This is a genomic window from Vibrio sp. 1CM7H, assembly GCF_023161645.1.
Taxonomy (GTDB): domain Bacteria; phylum Pseudomonadota; class Gammaproteobacteria; order Enterobacterales; family Vibrionaceae; genus Vibrio; species Vibrio diabolicus.
The window spans coordinates 62450-81849 of the sequence record NZ_JALNTV010000010.1 but is presented as its reverse complement, the minus strand read 5'-3'; the positions used below and the strand labels follow the sequence as shown (position 1 = coordinate 81849).

The window sequence follows — 19400 nt, the reverse complement described above, 5'->3', positions numbered from 1 at the left end:
TGCTAACTTGGCTTTCGTTTCTTTCGAAGCGTTGCCGTGTCAGAGAGGTGGCATTATAGAGATTGCGATCACATTGGCAAGCCCTTTTTCTCGTTTTTTTTGATTTTTTTATCTTTCGGATAAATTTGCATCAAAAGAGGTCAAAAGAGCACGTTATTTCTACAGTTCTCTGAATTTATCTGCGAAAAGAGCCACTTTTTCCCAATTGGTGTATTCCACTTCTTTGGTCGTATCGGTTTCTCCACCTGTCATCGACATAATGAACCTAATCATAGTTCTGTCGAACCAGCTGTAACGTGGGTAATAAAGTGCACCAGCAAAAACACCGATTAGCGTTGGTTTCCAAGGCGACTTAATTAGAAACTTGCGAATGTAAGCACTACCTTCAGGTGTATCCTTTCCTTGGTCCTCTTTACGAGCGGTTAGGTTTACGCAGAAAAATGCCACTTTATTTTGCTCCAATTGATTGAGATTTCGCTCAATAAACTGGTATAGCTTTTTATTAAGATGACCATAACGAATAGAGGCACCTATCAACACTCTGTCGTATTGACTTAAGTCAATCGTCTCGACATTATGTAAATCCACCAGCTCACACTCGAAGTCTGGAAGTTGTTCATCTATATAGTGGAGAATTTTTTTAGTCTGCCCTTCGCGGGAAGAGTATAGAAATAATGCTTTTGCCACGATTTCCCCTTAGCTACGCCAAAACGTCGGCGTAAGTAGAATAAGTAAGGTAAAGATTTCCAAACGACCAAACAGCATAGAAACTATCAATACCCATTTTGCTTTGTCGTTAACATCACCAAAGTGAAGCGCCACTTCTCCCAAACCAGGACCGAGGTTGTTCAGAGTCGCAGCCACCGCAGAGAACGCACTGAGCTCATCCATTCCTGTTGCAATCAACCCCAACATACAAACCACAAATACCAATGCGTATGCGGAGAAGAAGCCCCAAACCGCATCGACAACACGTTGCGGTAGGGCACTGCCACCTACTTTGATGGTGTAAACCGCGCGCGGATGGACTAAACGTTTTAGTTCACGCGCACCTTGTAAGGTAAGAAGCAGGATACGAATCACTTTCATGCCGCCGCCTGTTGAACCAGCACAACCACCGATAAAAGAGGAGAACAATAGCAGTACAGGTAAGAAGAGCGGCCAGTCCGCAAAACCCGTCGTCGTAAAGCCCGCTGTTGTCGAAATTGACACGGTTTGGAACAGAGCCTGATCGAAAGCATCGTATGTCGATGTGTAAGAGTGATGTTTCAGTAATAATAGAAAGCAAATGACAAATAGCAGCACTTGAATAAACAAGAAGGCGCGAAACTCAGGATCTTTCCAGTAATACTTGGGATGCACACCACCCGATGCAAATGCAGCAAAGTGCAGTGTGTAGTTACATGCAGATATAAGCAGAAAAACCACGGTAATTAGGTTAATCGCGTAACTATCAAAGTATCCGATGCTGGCATCGTGGGTAGAGAAGCCACCAATGGCAATGGTGGAAAAGCTGTGACTGATGGCGTCAAATGGCGTCATACCAGCTAACCAAAAAGCCGATGCACAGGCGATAGTCAGGCTCAAATAGATGTACCAAAGCGCCTTAGCAGTTTCTGCTATGCGCGGCGTCACTTTAGTGTCCTTGACTGGACCTGGGATCTCGGCGCGGTAAAGCTGCATACCACCAATGCCAAGTACTGGCAAAATCGCCACCGCTAATACGATGATTCCCATACCGCCGAACCACTGCAGTAACTGTCGATAGAATAGAATCGCTTTAGGTAACTCATCCAAACCAACAATAACGGTCGCCCCGGTCGTAGTGAGAGCAGAAAATGATTCAAAAAACGCATCTGTCACTGAGACGTTCGGGTTGTCAGCAATGAGAAAGGGGATCGAGCCTGCACTGCCAAGTACTGTCCAGAATAAGACGACAATAAGAAAGCCATCTCGAGCTTTAAGCTCGTGCTTATACCTGCGGTTTGGGTACCAACAAACGGCCCCACAAAACAGCAGAACAAAAAATGTCGTGACAAAAGGCACACCTGCACCATCTCGATAGATCAGCGCAACGAGTGCTGGCGCAAGCATAGTGACACTAAAGAGTGCGAGCAGTAGCCCGACGATTCGAATAATTGAACGAAATTGCATGGATAAATTGACTAGCGAAGCTGTCCCTGTTGCTTCCTGTTTTTCATTATTGTCCGTCTAGCGGAGTGACAATTGCCTTTGCCCCGCTTTTATTAATGATTGCTTGGGTAAACGCGCTCACTTCTCGAAGCTCAATTTCCACCACTAATACCACCTGATCGCTGTATTCAGCCTCGACTTCTATCGCACCAAATTGCGGCATGATTGACTGTGCGATCGGCATAAACCCATAGTCTAACGTTAGTCTGAGCTTTGTGGTTATTTTTTTCTCAATAGTTTGAAGCAGCTTGAGTGCTTGTTGTACCCCACCACCATACGCTTTAACCAAGCCGCCTGTACCTAACTTGATTCCACCAGAGTATCGCGTGACCACTGCCGTGATCTCCCCCACCCCAGAGCCAGACAGCTGCGCCAGGATCGGTTTGCCTGCAGTTCCGGACGGCTCCCCATCATCACTAAAGCCCCATTTCATTGAATCTTCCGGGCGACCAGCAACAAAGCCCCAACAGTTATGTCTAGCATCAGCGTGTTTAGCTTTGATTTGATCAACAAATGCTTTTGCAGCTTCGATACTTGGCGTGTGCGCCAAATAAGTAATGAATACGCTCTTTTTAATTTCTTCTTCAAATTGAGCAGGCTCTGCTGGAATCAGATAAGGCTTGTCATTCATAGGATTATGGATTCAGGTCTATTTGCCTGAAGTCTATCACGAGTGTGATTTACCCGTCGCATAAGATCTGCCACAGCGCACAATGTTAAACACTTGTTTAAAAAATGTATTGAAATTAGACAATCCACGATCCAAACTAACTTTACTGGTCAAACCAGAACAAAAATAAAACGACTTCCTCGATACCTATTTGCCGAGGTACACGGCGTCGTTGAAATAGGTATACAGACAATCCACGATTGTATGTCATGGAGATAGACAATGATTTACCAAGCCGAAACCCTACAGGTAAAGGAAATACAAGATGGTATTGCAGAGCTAAGCTTCTGCTCTCCAAAATCCGTCAACAAACTCGACCTAGCGACATTGGAATCGCTAGATAAAGCTCTTGATGCGCTCATTGCCCATCAAGGCCTCAAGGGGTTGTTGCTCACTTCAGATAAAGACGCATTCATTGTAGGCGCAGACATTACCGAGTTTTTAGGTCTGTTTGCTAAAACGGATGCCGAGCTCGACCAATGGCTGCAATTTGCTAACAGCATCTTTAACAAATTAGAAGACTTACCCGTTCCGACCATCTCGGTGATCAAAGGCCACGCTCTTGGTGGCGGTTGTGAATGTGTGCTAGCAACAGACATGCGTATTGGTGACAAAACCACCAGCATCGGCCTACCAGAAACGAAACTGGGAATCATGCCGGGCTTTGGTGGTTGTGTACGCTTACCTCGCATTATTGGCGCAGACAGCGCAATGGAAATCATCACCCAAGGTAAAGCATGCCGAGCTGATGAAGCATTGAAAATTGGCTTACTCGATGCTGTTGTAGAGACTGATGCTTTATACGAATCGGCACTACAAACTCTTAACTCTGCAATTAATGAGAAACTTGACTGGCAAGCACGCCGAGCACAGAAAACATCTCCTCTAACGCTGAGTAAGCTAGAATCGATGATGAGTTTCACCATGGCGAAAGGTCTAGTGGCACAGAAAGCCGGTCCTCACTACCCTGCCCCAATGACAGCCGTTATCACGATTGAAGAAGGTGCTCGCTTTGCACGTAATGAAGCGTTAGACATTGAACGTAAGCACTTCGTGAAATTGGCTAAATCGGAAGAAGCAAAATCACTGGTTGGCCTATTCCTTAACGATCAATACATTAAAGGCATTGCGAAAAAAGCGGCGAAGTCAGCAAGTAAAGACACGCAACGTGCAGCCGTATTAGGTGCAGGTATCATGGGTGGCGGCATTGCTTACCAATCAGCGCTAAAAGGTGTACCTGTCTTAATGAAAGACATCGCACAAGCGTCGCTCGACCTAGGCATGACTGAAGCATCTAAGCTGCTGAATAAACGCTTATCTCGCGGTCGCATTGATGGCTTTAAGATGGCTGGAATTTTAGCGTCTATCACACCAAGCCTACATTACGCAGGCATCGAAGAATCAGATGTGATTGTTGAAGCTGTCGTTGAAAACCCGAAAGTAAAAGCAGCAGTTTTGAGTGAAGTTGAATCCCATGTCGGTGACGACACCGTTATCACCTCAAACACCTCGACGATTCCTATCAACCTATTGGCAAAATCACTAAAACGCCCAGAAAACTTCTGTGGTATGCACTTCTTCAACCCAGTGCATCGTATGCCTCTTGTTGAGATCATCCGTGGTGAGCACACCTCTGATGAAACCATCAATCGTGTTGTGGCGTATGCTGCGAAAATGGGCAAATCACCAATTGTCGTCAATGACTGCCCAGGGTTCTTCGTTAACCGCGTATTGTTCCCATACTTTGGCGGCTTCAGCATGCTACTTCGTGATGGTGCTGACTTTACGAAAATCGACAAAGTCATGGAGCGTAAGTTTGGCTGGCCGATGGGACCGGCGTACTTGCTTGATGTAGTCGGCATTGATACCGCGCACCACGCACAAGCTGTGATGGCAGAGGGTTTCCCTGAGCGTATGGGTAAACAAGGTCGTGATGCGATTGATGCACTATTCGAAGCAGACAAATATGGTCAGAAAAATGGTAATGGCTTCTACAGCTACACCATAGATAAAAAAGGTAAGCCGAAGAAAACCTTCTCAGAAGCGATCTTACCAGTACTTGCTGACGTTTGTGCCGATAAGCATGACTTTGACGATGAGACCATCATTCAACGTATGATGACTCCAATGATCAACGAAGTGGTGCTGTGCCTTCAAGAAGGCATCATCGCTACTCCGCAGGAAGCAGACATGGCATTGGTTTATGGTCTTGGTTTCCCTCCATTCCGCGGTGGCGTATTCCGCTACCTAGACAGCGTGGGTATTGCTGAATACGTTGAAATGGCAAAACAACACGCCGAGCTAGGTGCGATGTACCAAGTACCGCAAATGCTGATTGATATGGCGGCGAAAGGTGAAAGCTTTTACGGTGCACAACAGCAAGGTTCTATCTAAGGAGGGATTCTAAAATGACTAATCAAACAAGAAATGTTGTCGTAGTCGATTGTCTACGTACTCCAATGGGTCGCTCTAAAGGTGGTGCTTTCCGTCATACACGAGCAGAAGATCTATCTGCGCGTCTAATGAAAGGCATTCTTGCACGTAACCCACAAGTGAACCCAAGCGAGATTGAAGACATCTACTGGGGTTGTGTACAGCAAACACTAGAGCAAGGCTTTAACGTTGCACGTAATGCCGCGCTACTCGCGGGCCTGCCGATTGAAATTGGCGCTGTGACGGTTAACCGTTTGTGTGGCTCATCCATGCAAGCGCTGCATGACGGTACACGTGCGATCATGACTGGCGATGCTGAAATCTGCCTAATTGGTGGCGTTGAGCACATGGGGCATGTGCCGATGAACCACGGGGTAGACTTTCACCCTGGTATGTCCAAGAACGTAGCAAAAGCTGCGGGCATGATGGGCTTAACGGCTGAAATGCTTGGTAAATTACATGGCATTAGCCGTGAGCAACAAGACGAGTTTGCCGCGCGCTCTCACGCTCGTGCGCACGCAGCAACCGTAGAGGGTCGCTTTAAAAACGAAATCCTACCAATTGAAGGCCATGCGGCTGACGGTACACTGTTTACTCTCGACTATGATGAAGTGATTCGTCCAGAGACAACAGTTGAAGGTCTGTCTCAGCTTCGTCCTGTGTTTGACCCAGCAAACGGCACAGTAACAGCCGGTACATCATCAGCGCTGTCTGATGGCGCATCAGCGATGCTGATCATGAGCGAAGAGAAAGCCAATGAGCTTGGCTTGAAAATTCGCGCACATATTAAGGGCATGGCGATCGCAGGTTGCGATCCATCCATAATGGGTTACGGTCCGGTACCGGCGACGCAAAAAGCGCTCAAGCGTGCTGGTCTTTCAATTGAAGACATGGATGTGGTTGAGCTAAACGAAGCATTTGCGGCGCAGTCTCTGCCGTGTGCTAAAGACTTAGGTCTGCTTGATGTGATGGATGAGAAGGTCAACCTTAACGGTGGTGCGATAGCATTGGGTCATCCACTAGGCTGTTCTGGTTCACGCATCTCAACAACATTGATCAACCTAATGGAAGCGAAAGATGCGAAATATGGTCTAGCCACCATGTGTATCGGTTTGGGTCAGGGTATAGCGACCGTATTTGAGAGGCCTTAACGCTTGGAGTGAAGTAGGCTCAAAACGACGATGGTCGTAGTGATCTACTCAACAACCAGAATGAAATGAATAAATACTAAAATAATTTAGTATTACACTTAAGGGCGACATCAGATGTCGCCCTTTGTTTTACGCCAAACACAGTAAATATGCATACAAAGCATACATGAAATGAGTAACTTTCATTTTATTCATAGATAGAGAAGACATAGACTTATAGACAGTTAATATCTTGCTGTATGTGGCAACTGAGTCACGCTAACGCAATTTCGGAGAACCTTATGTTTAATGCTCTAGTTCTAAACCAAGAAGACAAACGCACTATCGCTAGTATCGAGCAAATCGATGAAACACAACTGCCGGAAGGCGACGTTCTGGTTGAGGTCGATTACTCATCGTTGAATTACAAAGATGGTTTGGCGATCACAGGTAAAGGTAAAATCATCCGTAACTTCCCGATGGTACCTGGCATTGATCTAGCAGGTACGGTTGTAAGTTCTGAAGATTCGCGTTACCAAGCTGGTGACAAAGTGGTCTTAACTGGCTGGGGCGTGGGTGAAAACCATTGGGGTGGCATGGCTCAACGTGCTCGTCTAAAAGCGGATTGGCTAGTGCCACTACCAAAAGGTCTAGACAGCAAAAAAGCAATGATGGTTGGTACTGCTGGCTTCACTGGTATGCTATGTGTTCAAGCACTGCTTGACGCAGGCATCAAACCTGAAGATGGCGAAATCCTAGTAACGGGCGCAAGTGGCGGTGTAGGCTCGGTAGCAGTAACGCTCCTAGCACAGCTTGGCTACAAAGTTGCTGCAGTGACAGGTCGTGTAGAGAAAAACGGCCCACTACTAGAAAAACTTGGTGCTAGCCGCATCATCGACCGAACTGAATTTGAAGAGCCAGCACGTCCGCTTGAAAAGCAAGTATGGGCAGGTGCGGTTGATACTGTGGGCAGCAAAGTACTAGCAAAAGTATTGGCGCAAATGGATTACAACAGTGCAGTTGCAGCTTGTGGTCTTGCAGGTGGTTTTGATCTACCAACCACAGTGATGCCGTTCATCCTACGTAACGTTCGTCTACAAGGTGTGGACTCAGTAATGTGTCCAACAGAGAAACGCATCGCAGCATGGGAAAAACTGGTTGAACTACTACCAGACAGCTATTTCGAGCAAGCATGTACTGAAGTAGAACTAGCAGAAGCACCAAAATACGCAGAAGACATCACCAACGGTCAAGTAACAGGTCGTGTGGTTATCAAGCTATAAACACTGACTCAGCATAAACAGACGAAGAGCCGGCATTGCTGGCTCTTTTTGTTAGCAGTTTAGTCCCATATCTTCGATACGCTTAGCTATTAGACGGCTACATTCTTCACGCACAATCGTTCTTAACCATTCTTGAGCAGGAGAATGCTCGCAACGCGCATGCCAAATCATCGAGTATTCAAATGGAGTAAATTGGAAGGGTAATGGTTTCACCACCAAGTCATAACGCTCGGCAACCAGATACGCCAAGTCCGCTGGCACTGTGATGATAATTGGCAAGGTATCCATGATCGCCAATGCGGCTTCTAAATGATAAGCCCGCAGAACCATTTTACGCTTAGGTTTCTCCATCAAAGCTTGTTCGATCAGTGCCTTAACACCATCACTGATGGCGATCATGGCATGTGGATGACTCAGATAATCATCCAAGCTCATTTCTTTATCCGCTAATGGATGCTGTTTTGAAAGCATACACAGCACCCCCACTCGCCCCAACACTTCACTGCGTAGCGGCTCCACCGGACCTGTCGGGCGACAAATCGCTAAGTCTGCACCTTCATAAGTGAGCTGATCTGATAAACGGTCGTGTTGCAGTGGTAAGAAGTTAAAAGACACGTTTGGCGCTTCTTGGTAAATTCTCGGCAAAGCGAACGGTAAGATCGTTTGCATGGCATAGTCGGTGGTCACGATGTTGAAAGTCTGTACGCATTGCAATGGGTCAAACTCAACCGGAGATAACAACTGACGTAAAGACTCTAAGGGCTCGCCTAATGAGCGATCGATCTCTAACGCTTTCTGAGTTGGGATCAAATGCTGCCCCTGACGAGTAAACAGCGGGTCTCCCAATAAGTCGCGCAGACGACCAAGCACACGACTCATTGCCGATTGACTCAAATTTAGACGTGTTGCCGCCTTACTGACACTGTTTTCTTCTATCAGTACTCGCAACGCAACCAGTAAATTTAAATCTCGGCGATAGATGTCTTCCAGTTCCACGAATTAGCCACTTATTTTGTATGTGTTTGGGTAAATTGTACTCTTCAGGCAAAAAAAATCCCGCCTTTCAGCGGGGAAGCCCAAGAAAAATGGGGATAGTGTCGGAATGAAGTGTTGGTAAAAATAGGTGAGCGTTATTAAAGTATTCTGATCGAAGCAAAAAGCGCTAATTTTCTTGCTCAGATGCACCTGACCATTTGCGCATCTCGATCCAAATCCCAATAATAGTGGCAACCATGCCTACAAGAGGCATCAAAGAGGTGTCAGCTGGCGTTCTGAGTACCAAAGCACAAAACGAGATAAAACAAAGTACGGAGTAAATCGTAAGTCTGTCTAACGCTGTTAACATTGCCTCTCCCTTGCCAGTTGTTACCAAATTGTTAATTTAAGGTAAAACAAAAAATTCCGTTTGCCAAGTGGTTATTGAATATTTTTTCAACGAACGTAGAATTCACCGCTAAGTTAGTTACGAGAATCACACTATGAGCTTTAATCCTGAACTGGCAACAAAGACATTAGAGGCGGAAGGACTGCGCTGCCCAGAGCCAGTGATGATGGTCAGGAAGACAATTCGCAACATGCAAGATGGTGAGATTTTGCTGGTCAAAGCAGATGACCCATCCACGACTCGAGACATTCCGAGTTTCTGTCGTTTTATGGATCACCAATTAATTGCGGCACAAACGGAGCAAGTTCCGTATCAGTACCTGATCAAGAAAGGATTGGAATAATCTGGTCGAATTAAAAACGGCAGCCGATTGGCTGCCGTTTGTTTATTCATCGTATTCGAGTGTGCGAACTTCTGATTGGAGCTTGTTGAGTTGTTTTTTCATTGCCCGCATCTCTTCATGCATAGGAATGATGTGGGCTACGCGAATCCACGCCTCTACTGTTAATCCAGTAAGAACGAACGATCCTGCCACAATCGGCAACCACATATCAGTCAGTACCATCGCTAACAAGCACAGCGCCAAACCAAAGGTGAATAAATAACTCTGACTCTTTGGGGTCATCCCCATGTAACGTGTAAGCATAAACTTGCCCTCTCGCTATCATTCACACCATTAAACTACCATGACAAGTATGACACTAATATGTCATCCGTCACGCTACGGAGCGATTTTAAGTCAGAGTTTGAGCTACGCCACTAATTCGCTAGTTATTGATTATTTGCATCTTTTTAACGATTGTTCGCGGATAACATTTTCCATTTTCAGGCTGCGTTATCCGCCTAAAAACATTAAAAGAAGGCCGCACCAATCGCCAACAACACGAACAAAATAGCGGTGATTTTACGAATCAACCCCAGGGGCATCTTGTCTGCTGAAAGCTTACCAATTAACACCACAGGCACGTTAGCCAACAACATACCAATGGTCGTGCCAAGTATGACCCAACTCAGCGCATCCGCGTATTGCGCGCCTAGGATAGAAGTGGCGATCTGAGTTTTATCACCAATCTCAGCCACAAAGAAAGCAATAAAGCTGGCAATGAAAGGACCTCGGTTTGAAATCTGTTCGTCATCATCCAACTTATCAGGAATCAACACCCAAGCCGCCATCGCGACAAAACTGACCACCAGCACCCACTTTAAAATATCAGGTGATAAATAATCAGCGACAACCACACCTAACCATGCAGCCAAAGCGTGGTTGGCAATGGTTGCCAAAAAGATTGCTGCAATAATTGGTATTGGTTTGCGGTAACGACTTGCGAGTAATAGAGATAGCAATTGGGTCTTATCGCCAATTTCTGCTAACGCTACAGTAGTAATTGAAATAGCTAAAACGCTCACGACATGCTCATTGGGGCAGGGATTATTATATTTAACCAAAGACAAACCTCACGCCCCTACCCCGGTTCGTGATGATTTGTCTAAGGTCTTGCTAAACTTGAAAGGCTTCAAGTCTCGAACGCCATGGTGATTTTGCACCAATTATGTTGACGGACGAACCAGATGAAACAGAAACTTCATCAGGTAAGCTACTCCCCAAAGACAGGCGCAATTCTAGCCACCTTTGTTGCGCTTCTCAAGAGCCAAAGCAGGCAAAAACTCCCTTTTAAGAAAAATACAGCAGATAACGCGGTAAAAATTCATTAAAGGAGAAAATCGCCCACGAATTAATCAAGATTAGCTCTACTCCCATGCTCAATATCTGGTTATACTAGATTGTTAATTTATTCAACCGTAATTACTCTTTATCGCCGTTGTTAGAGTTGAAAAACTCGGCATAGATGACGAATTAACGAGTAACAAGAGAATCGCGCGAACCTGACTTATGCAAAAATACGATATCAAAACCTTCCAGGGAATGATCCTCGCGCTGCAGGATTATTGGGCTCAAAATGGTTGTACCATTGTTCAACCGCTAGATATGGAAGTGGGTGCGGGTACCTCTCACCCAATGACCTGTCTACGAGCGCTTGGCCCAGAGCCAATGTCGACAGCTTACGTACAACCTTCACGTCGTCCTACTGATGGCCGTTACGGTGAAAACCCTAACCGTCTTCAGCACTACTACCAATTCCAAGTAGCGCTAAAACCATCGCCTGACAATATTCAAGAGTTGTACCTTGGCTCCCTTGAAGTTCTTGGTATTGACCCTCTTGTACACGACATCCGTTTCGTAGAAGACAACTGGGAAAACCCAACACTAGGCGCATGGGGTCTGGGCTGGGAAGTTTGGCTAAACGGCATGGAAGTGACTCAGTTTACTTACTTCCAGCAAGTTGGCGGTCTTGAGTGTAAGCCAGTTACTGGTGAGATCACTTACGGTATCGAACGTCTAGCAATGTACATCCAAGAAGTAGACTCGGTTTACGACCTAGTTTGGAACATCGCACCAGACGGCAGCAAAGTGACTTACGGTGATATCTTCCACCAAAACGAAGTAGAGCAATCGACTTACAACTTCGAGCACGCAGACGTTGAATTCCTATTTGGTTTCTTCGAGCAGTGTGAGAAAGAGTGTAAAGAGTTGCTTGAGCTTGAAAAGCCACTGCCATTACCTGCTTACGAGCGCATCCTAAAAGCAGGTCACGCATTCAACCTACTAGACGCGCGTAAAGCGATCTCAGTAACTGAGCGTCAGCGTTACATCCTGCGCATTCGCGATCTGACTAAGTCAGTAGCAGAAGCATACTACGCATCGCGTGAAGCTCTTGGCTTCCCAATGTGTAAGAAAGAACAAGCGTAAGGGGTAGAGAACATGGCAAAAGAATTTCTAATCGAGCTAGGTACAGAAGAGCTACCACCAACGCAACTTCGTACGCTAGCTGAAGCATTCGCAGCAAACTTCGAAGCAGAACTAAAAAGCGCTGAGCTTGCTCACGAAGGCGTGAAATGGTTTGCGGCTCCTCGTCGTCTTGCACTTAAAGTCGCGGCACTAGCAGAAAGCCAATCAGACAAAATCGTTGAAAAACGTGGCCCTGCGGTTTCTGCAGCGTTTGACGCGGAAGGCAACCCAACCAAAGCGGCTCAAGGCTGGGCACGCGGTTGTGGTATTTCTGTTGACCAAGCAGAGCGCATGGTTACAGATAAAGGTGAATGGCTACTGTTCAAACAAGAAGTGAAAGGTCAGCCAACGTCTGACATCGTGGTTGAACTTGCAGCAAAAGCACTAGCAAACCTACCTATCGCAAAACCAATGCGCTGGGGTAACAAAACGACTCAATTTATCCGTCCAGTTAAGACGCTAACCATGCTGATGGGCAGCGACCTAATCGAAGGCGAGATCCTTGGTGTCGCTTCTGACCGCACTATCCGTGGTCACCGCTTCATGGGTGAACAAGAGTTCACTATCGATTCTGCTGAGCAATACCCTGCAATCCTAGAAGAGCGCGGTAAAGTTATGGCAGATTACGAAGCACGTAAAGCCATCATCCTAGCTGACGCACAAAAAGCGGCAGCAGAAGTTGGCGGTATCGCTGATCTAGAAGATGACCTAGTAGAAGAAGTTACGTCTCTGGTTGAATGGCCAGTAGTACTTACAGCGAAGTTCGAAGAAGAGTTCCTAAAAGTGCCTTCTGAAGCGCTGGTTTACACCATGAAAGGTGACCAGAAGTACTTCCCCGTCTATTCACATGAGAATGGCGACGAAAACAAGAAGCTACTACCTAACTTCATCTTCGTATCGAACATCGAATCAAAAGAACCTCGTTACGTGATCGAAGGTAACGAGAAAGTGGTTCGCCCTCGTCTTGCTGACGCAGAATTCTTCTTCAACACAGACCGTAAGCGTCCGCTTATCGACCGTCTGCCTGAACTAGAGCAAGCGATCTTCCAAAAGCAACTGGGTACGATCAAAGACAAAACAGACCGCATCACTGAACTTGCTGGCTACATCGCAGAGCAAATCGGGGCTGACGTTGAGAAATCAAAGCGTGCTGGTCTACTAGCAAAATGTGACCTAATGACCTCTATGGTATTCGAATTTACGGATACTCAAGGTGTCATGGGCATGCACTACGCTCGCCACGACGGTGAAGCAGAAGAAGTTGCAGTCGCACTGAATGAGCAATACATGCCTCGTTTCGCAGGTGATGAACTGCCATCTAACGGCGTTTCAACTGCAGTTGCAATGGCAGACAAGCTAGACACAATCGTCGGTATCTTCGGTATTGGTCAAGCGCCAAAAGGCAGTGACCCATTCGCACTACGTCGCGCATCTCTAGGTGTACTACGTATCATCGTTGAATACGGTTACAACCTAGATCTTGTTGACCTCGTTGCGAAAGCGAAATCACTGTTTGGTGACCGCTTAACTAACGAAAACGTTGAGCAAGACGTAATTGAATTCATGCTTGGTCGTTTCCGTGCTTGGTACCAAGACGAAGGCTTTAGCGTTGACATCATTCAAGCGGTACTAGCGCGTCGTCCAACGAAACCAGCAGACTTCGACCAACGTGTTAAGGCGGTATCTCACTTCCGTGAACTAGAAGCAGCAGAGTCTCTAGCGGCAGCGAACAAACGTGTCGGTAACATCCTAGCGAAATTCGACGGCGAACTAGCAGCAGAGATTGACCTAGCACTTCTACAAGAAGACGCAGAGAAAGCACTGGCAGAAAGCGTTGAAGTCATGACTGAAGCGCTAGAGCCAGCATTTGCGACCGGTAACTACCAAGAAGCCCTAAGCAAGCTAGCAGATCTACGTGAGCCAGTGGATGCGTTCTTCGATAACGTAATGGTAATGGCAGACGACGAAGCACTTAAGAAGAACCGTCTGACATTGTTGAACAACCTGCGCAACCTGTTCTTACAGGTCGCAGATATCTCTGTCCTTCAAAAGTAATTCATTACTCTTCGAAGTGATTAAGAAATAAGTAAAAGGGAAGCAGATGCTTCCCTTTTTTGTTGCCTTCAAACCGATGAAGGTGACGCTTATTATTCATTTTGTGAACAAGACTAAAATTTGTAGGGTGAGACGCGTTTAACTTGTTGGTGTAGAGCTCGGATTGTAGAGGCTCAGTTTTGCTATAACTGGACTGTTTATTCGGGGGAAGGACACAATGAAAAAAACAATTCTCGCACTCTCTATTGGACTATTGAGCGCCTGCAGCCAGATTCCAGAAAATGCTATCGTACTGAGCGTTGGAGACGATACTGCCGTCTTCGAACAAAACTCTAACGGCTTACTTGTCGCCGAGCAAAAACTCGAAAAAGGCAGCTATACCTTTACCATTGCCGACAGTAATCAAAGCTGTGGAAGTAGTTTTGCTTTGGCAGAAGAAAGCCGCATCAAATTCAATCGTCCATTAAAAATGGATAATTGCGCCACAGATGCCCAAATGCCGCTGCGCATCTTCAAAGCCAACACCTATCAATTTACGCTCAACCCAACCACTAACGAGCTAACTGTTAGGCTCAAACCCAAACAGAATCAAGACATCACCTACTCTTGCCCTGTCGCAACCAATACGCCAAAAACCATCAACGTTGAGCAAACCTTTAATGATGGCACTGTCGTTCGCGATGCCTTAACCGGACAAGAAACTATAGTTACAGATGGCAGCGTAACCATGCAGCCGGGCCCTATGAGCCAAGGTCTGTTGTTACTAGAAGAGGTTGAGCAACAAGCAGAAAAACCTTTCAGTTGGGACAACGCGACGGTGTACTTCGTCATGACTGACCGCTTCTATAACGGCAACCCAGACAACGACAACAGCTACGGTCGCAGCAAAGACGGGAAATACGAGATTGGTACCTTCCATGGTGGTGACTTAGCGGGTCTGACGAAAAAACTCGATTACATCGAATCGCTTGGTGTGAATGCTATCTGGATAACCTCACCACTGGAACAAATCCATGGCTGGGTTGGCGGCGGTGACAAAGGTGACTTTAAACACTACGGCTACCACGGCTACTACCATCAAGATTGGACCAAGCTTGATGCCAACATGGGTTCCGAAGATGAACTCAGAACCTTCGTCGATACTGCCCACAAGAAAGGCATCCGCGTGATTTGGGATGTGGTCATGAACCACACTGGCTACGCAACATTAGCAGACATGCAGGAATTCGGATTTGGTCAGCTTTACCTTGATGACCAAGAAGCCAAAGAAGTCCTTGGTGAAAAATGGACCGACTGGCAGCCAAAATCAGGACAAAGCTGGCACAGCTTCAACGACTACATCAAATACAGTGATAGCGAAGCGTGGGATAAATGGTGGGGCAAAGGTTGGATCCGCACCGACATTGGTGACTATGATGCACCAGGCTACAACGACATCACCATGTCTTTGAACTACCTACCGGATCTCAAAACCGAATCGACTCAGAAAACCGGACTACCAAACTTCTTCCGCAATAAAGACACCAATGCGCAAGATGAACTGCAAACCCCGCGTGAGCATCTGATTACGTGGTTATCCGACTGGGTACGTGACTATGGCATTGATGGCTTCCGCGTCGACACCGCTAAACACGTTGAAATGGAAGCGTGGGCAGAGTTGAAAGCCAGCACCACTCAAGCGCTTGCCCAGTGGAAGCAAAACAATCCAGACAAAGCACTAGATGACCTGCCATTTTGGATGACAGGTGAAGTATGGGCACACAGCGTGGTGAAGAGCCCGTATTTCGATAACGGCTTCGATTCGATCATCAACTTCGAGTTCCAATCTGACGTGGCACCAAAAGCGCTGAAATGCTTCGCTCAACTCGATAGCGATTATCGCCGCTACGCGGAACGTATTAACTCCGATCCCGAGTTCAACGTGTTGAGCTACCTATCTTCACACGATACACAGCTGTTTTGGTCGGCACGCAGCCGCAGCTTCGATGACCAAGCACGTGCCGCAAATGCACTGATGCTGGCTCCGGGTGCAGTGCAAATCTACTACGGCGATGAGATTGCTCGTGACTTTGGCGTGACTGGCTCCGATCCTACTCAAGGTACTCGCTCTGATATGCCATGGGATAAGATTCATGGCGAACGTGAAGACTTGCTGCAACATTGGCAAAAACTCGGCGAGTTCCGTCAACGCCACCCAGCGGTTGCGCAAGGCAAACACATCACTCGCAATCAAGAAGGGTATTACGCGTTCGAGCGCCAATACCACGACGACAAAGTGCTGATCGTCTACACTGGCGAATAGCCGATTCACTCCACCAGCAAGGGAAGCATTTCGCTTCCCTTTTTTATTCACTGCTCATATCCCCATCATCTGGTCTGATGACAAACTTTTTTCTTCTTCGAGTAAATTCACACTTTGCGTCGTAATAACATTAGGGTAAGGTCAAGTATTACTCTATAAGCTGATGTTTCATCAGCATTCAATACACATAAGCAATCACAATGAATTAGGTATCAGTCAGCATGCAGTTCTCAAAGTTTGGTGAAAAATTTAATCAGTATTCAGGTATCACGCAGTTAATGGACGATTTGAATGATGGTCTACGCACACCAGGTGCCATCATGCTCGGTGGAGGTAACCCAGCCGCCATTCCTGCCATGCTCGATTACTTTCACCAAGCCAGTGAGGAAATGCTCGCCAGTGGCGAACTCGTCGCCGCACTCGCCAACTACGATGGGCCACAGGGTAAAGACGCGTTCGTGAAAGCGCTGGCTCAGTTATTCCGTGAGACTTACGGTTGGGACATTTCAGAGAAGAACATCAGCCTAACTAACGGCAGCCAAAGTGGCTTCTTCTACTTGTTCAACTTACTCGCAGGTAAACAGCCTGACGGTTCGCATAAGAAGGTGCTACTGCCTATCGCGCCTGAGTACATCGGCTATGGTGATGCTGGCATTGATGAAGATATTTTTGTCTCTTACCACCCAGAAATCGAGCGGTTAGATAACGGATTGTTTAAATACCACGTCGATTTTGAACAGCTAACCGTCGACGATTCTGTTGCGGCAATCTGCGCATCTCGCCCAACCAACCCAACAGGAAACGTACTGACAGACGAAGAAGTGCGTAAACTGGACAAATTGGCGCGCGAGAACAACATCCCACTGATCATCGACAATGCGTACGGCTTGCCATTCCCGAACATCATTTTTGAAGATGTCGAACCATTCTGGAATGAAAACACCATCCTATGCATGAGCCTATCCAAACTTGGCTTGCCGGGTGTGCGATGTGGGATTGTAATTGCGAGTGAAGAAATAACTCAAGCGTTAACCAATATGAACGGCATCATCAGCCTAGCACCAGGCAGTGTGGGTCCAGCGCTGGCAAACCACATCATCGCTAAAGGCGACCTGCTTAAACTGAGTTCAGAGGTGATTAAGCCGTTTTACAAGCAGAAGTCGCAACGTGCGGTTGAACTGCTGCAAGAAGCGATTACCGATGAGCGCTTCCGTATCCACAAACCTGAAGGGGCGATCTTCTTGTGGTTATGGTTTGATGAGTTGCCAATTACGACAATGGAACTTTACCAACGCTTGAAAGAGCGTGGTGTATTGATTGTTCCGGGTGAGTACTTCTTTATTGGCCAAAAAGACGAATGGGACCACGCTCATCAGTGCTTACGCATGAACTACGTTCAAGACGATGAGATGATGCAGAAAGGTATCGCGATTATCGCGGAAGAAGTCGAAAAGGCTTACCAACAAGGTCAGTAAAGCAAACTCCCACATCAAAGACACAAATTAAAAAGAGCGCCAACTGGCGCTCTTTCTCACTCTATAAGCAAATTACTTGCTGATTAGTTGCTTTCTAGCAGGTTGTTGCCACCGATAGCAATTTTACGTGGTTGCATTGCTTCTGGGATTTCACGAACCAAATCAATGTGTAATAGGCCGTTTTCCATTGATGCGCCAGTCACTTTTACATAATCCGCTAGCTGGAATTTACGTTCAAAGTCGCGCTCAGCAATGCCTTGGTACACGTAGTTTTTGCCTTCTTCTGCTTTGCGTTCGCCCTTCACAATCAACATGTTTTCGTTTTGAGTCAGATCGAGTTGGTCTTCAGAGAAGCCAGCAACTGCCATAGTAATACGGTAGTTATGCTCGTCTTTTTGCTCAATGTTGTACGGAGGGTAACCGCCAGAAGTATTTTTCGCTGTATTCGCTTCCATCAGGTTTAGCAGACGATCAAAGCCAATTGCATTACGGTATAGTGGTGAGAAATCTACGTTACGCATAAATCTATCCTCTTAATTAAGCAATAGTCTTAGTTCGGATGAACTTCATCCTACTGGCGTGTTTATGCAAAAACCGACGCCGAACTAAGAGATTCTTATCATTCCACTGGCCTTGGTTTGGCTCGGAGACATGATAGGAAATCTAAAGGTTTAAGTTGTGTGCTAAAACACCATATCCTCTTTTGAGCGATCTCGTTTTAGCGATTCCAGAGGGCTGTCTTCTAGTCTCTAGCAAGCCAGTCATCCTCTTCACAACTAGATATAAGGTCGTCAAAAATGACTTTCAAGGGAAAAAATAAAAAATTTTAAGTGCGCTCGCTATCTCCCCAGAAAGGTCAGTTTACCCTCGCTTTGCAATCGGTATTAAAAAGCCCACCTTTCTGGTGGGCTCAATCTGCACTCTACTTGCGGGAGGATTTACGCGCTTTTACAACGCTCTTTTCTGCCGCTTTTTCCTGTTTTAACTTACGCTTTTCTTTCAGACTCAACTGTGGTTGTTTCTTGTCTTTCTTACTCATGACTTCACCTCTATTTATTGACACAACAGACAGCCACACAGCATTTTCTGCGCTGGTGGCTGCGATTGATGAACAATTTCAGTAATCACAAAGCAGCGTCGCTGATTAAAAATTTCTATTTCGAACGCATCATTTTTAGCTCGCCCTAATAAACGGGATCCCAAATAAGAATCGACCGCGAGCATACCTGTCATCGGTTGGCTCTTGTGCGAGTTGACTAACGTCATGCGATATTGATAAGCACGCTCAACATCCACTAAGCGAACCGTGTCCCCAACCGCAATACGAGCTCGGTTACGGCAATGGGCTTGTTGCTCGTAAGTTTCAAAGAGTGACAACAACCTTAGTGGTGATTGATAGGTTAAAAAGCGACTGGTTAACCACCAAGTTCGCAGCGCCAAACAGTACGCCGAGAACCAGCGTTCAAACATGATTATTTCCTTCTTAATGCCTTGTCTTACAAATAAATTCAGTGCATTGAACCGGAAGTGCATCACCTCCGGCTTAGTTCAGGAAAGTCATCACCATTTTCTCAACCTCCTTATTCATCAGCTCTTCAGCACTATAGCGAGCAGAAAAAAGAAAGCA

Annotated in this window: 17 protein-coding genes; 8 read left to right on the top strand and 9 right to left on the bottom strand. The window is 46.4% G+C overall.

The window, feature by feature from the left end; all coding sequences use genetic code 11:
- Positions 1-159: 159 nt before the first annotated feature.
- From hemG to MSG33_RS21415, 3 genes are read right to left on the bottom strand one after another with little or no spacing between them, the layout of a single operon-like run.
- Positions 160-687 carry a menaquinone-dependent protoporphyrinogen IX dehydrogenase gene (gene hemG, locus MSG33_RS21425; protein WP_248382044.1) on the bottom strand — a complete coding sequence of 176 codons (528 nt, stop codon included), beginning with the start codon at positions 685-687 and terminating at the stop codon, positions 160-162.
- Between the two features lie 9 nt (positions 688-696).
- The gene (locus tag MSG33_RS21420; RefSeq protein WP_006743175.1) at positions 697-2154 is read right to left on the bottom strand and encodes a TrkH family potassium uptake protein; all 1458 of its coding nucleotides are present in this window, start codon (positions 2152-2154) and stop codon (positions 697-699) included.
- 46 nt (positions 2155-2200) lie between these two features.
- Entirely contained in the window at positions 2201-2824 is a 624-nt protein-coding gene (locus MSG33_RS21415) for a YigZ family protein (RefSeq protein ID WP_005378891.1), read from the bottom strand.
- A gap of 261 nt (positions 2825-3085) precedes the next feature.
- Between MSG33_RS21415 and fadB the strand changes: the two genes are divergently transcribed.
- The 3 genes from fadB to MSG33_RS21400 all read left to right on the top strand — a co-directional run bounded on the left by fadB (position 3086) and on the right by MSG33_RS21400 (position 7709).
- Entirely contained in the window at positions 3086-5257 is a 2172-nt protein-coding gene (gene fadB, locus MSG33_RS21410; RefSeq protein ID WP_248382043.1) for a fatty acid oxidation complex subunit alpha FadB, read from the top strand.
- A 14-nt stretch (positions 5258-5271) separates the two neighbouring features.
- A complete protein-coding gene (fadA, locus tag MSG33_RS21405) occupies positions 5272-6447 on the top strand; it encodes an acetyl-CoA C-acyltransferase FadA (protein ID WP_145473408.1) in 1176 nt (391 codons plus the stop codon).
- A gap of 281 nt (positions 6448-6728) precedes the next feature.
- The gene (locus MSG33_RS21400) at positions 6729-7709 is read left to right on the top strand and encodes an MDR family oxidoreductase (RefSeq protein ID WP_104969975.1); all 981 of its coding nucleotides are present in this window, start codon (positions 6729-6731) and stop codon (positions 7707-7709) included.
- 51 nt (positions 7710-7760) lie between these two features.
- On the opposite strand, the gene MSG33_RS21395 is transcribed toward MSG33_RS21400, so the two are convergent.
- Together MSG33_RS21395 and MSG33_RS21390 are read right to left on the bottom strand one after the other, a co-directional pair.
- Positions 7761-8705 carry a LysR substrate-binding domain-containing protein gene (locus tag MSG33_RS21395; RefSeq protein WP_005378881.1) on the bottom strand — a complete coding sequence of 315 codons (945 nt, stop codon included), beginning with the start codon at positions 8703-8705 and terminating at the stop codon, positions 7761-7763.
- Between the two features lie 166 nt (positions 8706-8871).
- Entirely contained in the window at positions 8872-9054 is a 183-nt protein-coding gene (locus tag MSG33_RS21390; RefSeq protein ID WP_005394131.1) for a hypothetical protein, read from the bottom strand.
- Between the two features lie 133 nt (positions 9055-9187).
- Here MSG33_RS21390 and tusA point away from each other — a divergent pair, with 133 nt between their 5' ends.
- A complete protein-coding gene (gene tusA / locus MSG33_RS21385; RefSeq protein WP_005394130.1) occupies positions 9188-9436 on the top strand; it encodes a sulfurtransferase TusA in 249 nt (82 codons plus the stop codon).
- A gap of 42 nt (positions 9437-9478) precedes the next feature.
- Here the strand turns inward: tusA and MSG33_RS21380 are convergent, their stop codons facing one another.
- Both MSG33_RS21380 and MSG33_RS21375 read right to left on the bottom strand, forming a co-directional pair.
- Positions 9479-9739, bottom strand: coding sequence for a hypothetical protein (locus MSG33_RS21380; protein WP_031780377.1), 261 nt, complete (start codon positions 9737-9739; stop codon positions 9479-9481).
- Positions 9740-9945: 206 nt separating this feature from the next.
- Positions 9946-10500 carry a TMEM165/GDT1 family protein gene (locus MSG33_RS21375; RefSeq protein WP_203346804.1) on the bottom strand — a complete coding sequence of 185 codons (555 nt, stop codon included), beginning with the start codon at positions 10498-10500 and terminating at the stop codon, positions 9946-9948.
- Between the two features lie 484 nt (positions 10501-10984).
- On the opposite strand from MSG33_RS21375, the gene glyQ reads away from it, so the two are divergent.
- From glyQ to MSG33_RS21355, 4 genes are all read left to right on the top strand, one after another.
- On the top strand, positions 10985-11902 hold the full coding sequence (gene glyQ / locus MSG33_RS21370) for a glycine--tRNA ligase subunit alpha (protein ID WP_048625586.1): 918 nt from the start codon (positions 10985-10987) through the stop codon (positions 11900-11902).
- A 12-nt stretch (positions 11903-11914) separates the two neighbouring features.
- Positions 11915-13996 (top strand): glycine--tRNA ligase subunit beta, encoded by a 2082-nt coding sequence (glyS, locus tag MSG33_RS21365; RefSeq protein WP_248382041.1) that lies wholly within the window; start codon positions 11915-11917, stop codon positions 13994-13996.
- Positions 13997-14213: 217 nt separating this feature from the next.
- Entirely contained in the window at positions 14214-16298 is a 2085-nt protein-coding gene (locus MSG33_RS21360; protein ID WP_248382039.1) for an alpha-amylase, read from the top strand.
- Positions 16299-16519: 221 nt separating this feature from the next.
- Complete coding sequence (locus MSG33_RS21355; RefSeq protein WP_248382037.1) at positions 16520-17773, top strand: valine--pyruvate transaminase; 1254 nt, start codon at positions 16520-16522, stop codon at positions 17771-17773.
- A gap of 83 nt (positions 17774-17856) precedes the next feature.
- Here the strand turns inward: MSG33_RS21355 and MSG33_RS21350 are convergent, their stop codons facing one another.
- Together MSG33_RS21350 and MSG33_RS21345 are read right to left on the bottom strand one after the other, a co-directional pair.
- Positions 17857-18294: an Hsp20 family protein gene (locus MSG33_RS21350; protein ID WP_005458680.1), complete on the bottom strand. Its 438-nt coding sequence runs from the start codon at positions 18292-18294 to the stop codon at positions 17857-17859.
- A 532-nt stretch (positions 18295-18826) separates the two neighbouring features.
- A complete protein-coding gene (locus MSG33_RS21345; RefSeq protein WP_012841260.1) occupies positions 18827-19243 on the bottom strand; it encodes a GreA/GreB family elongation factor in 417 nt (138 codons plus the stop codon).
- Positions 19244-19400 lie beyond the last annotated feature (157 nt).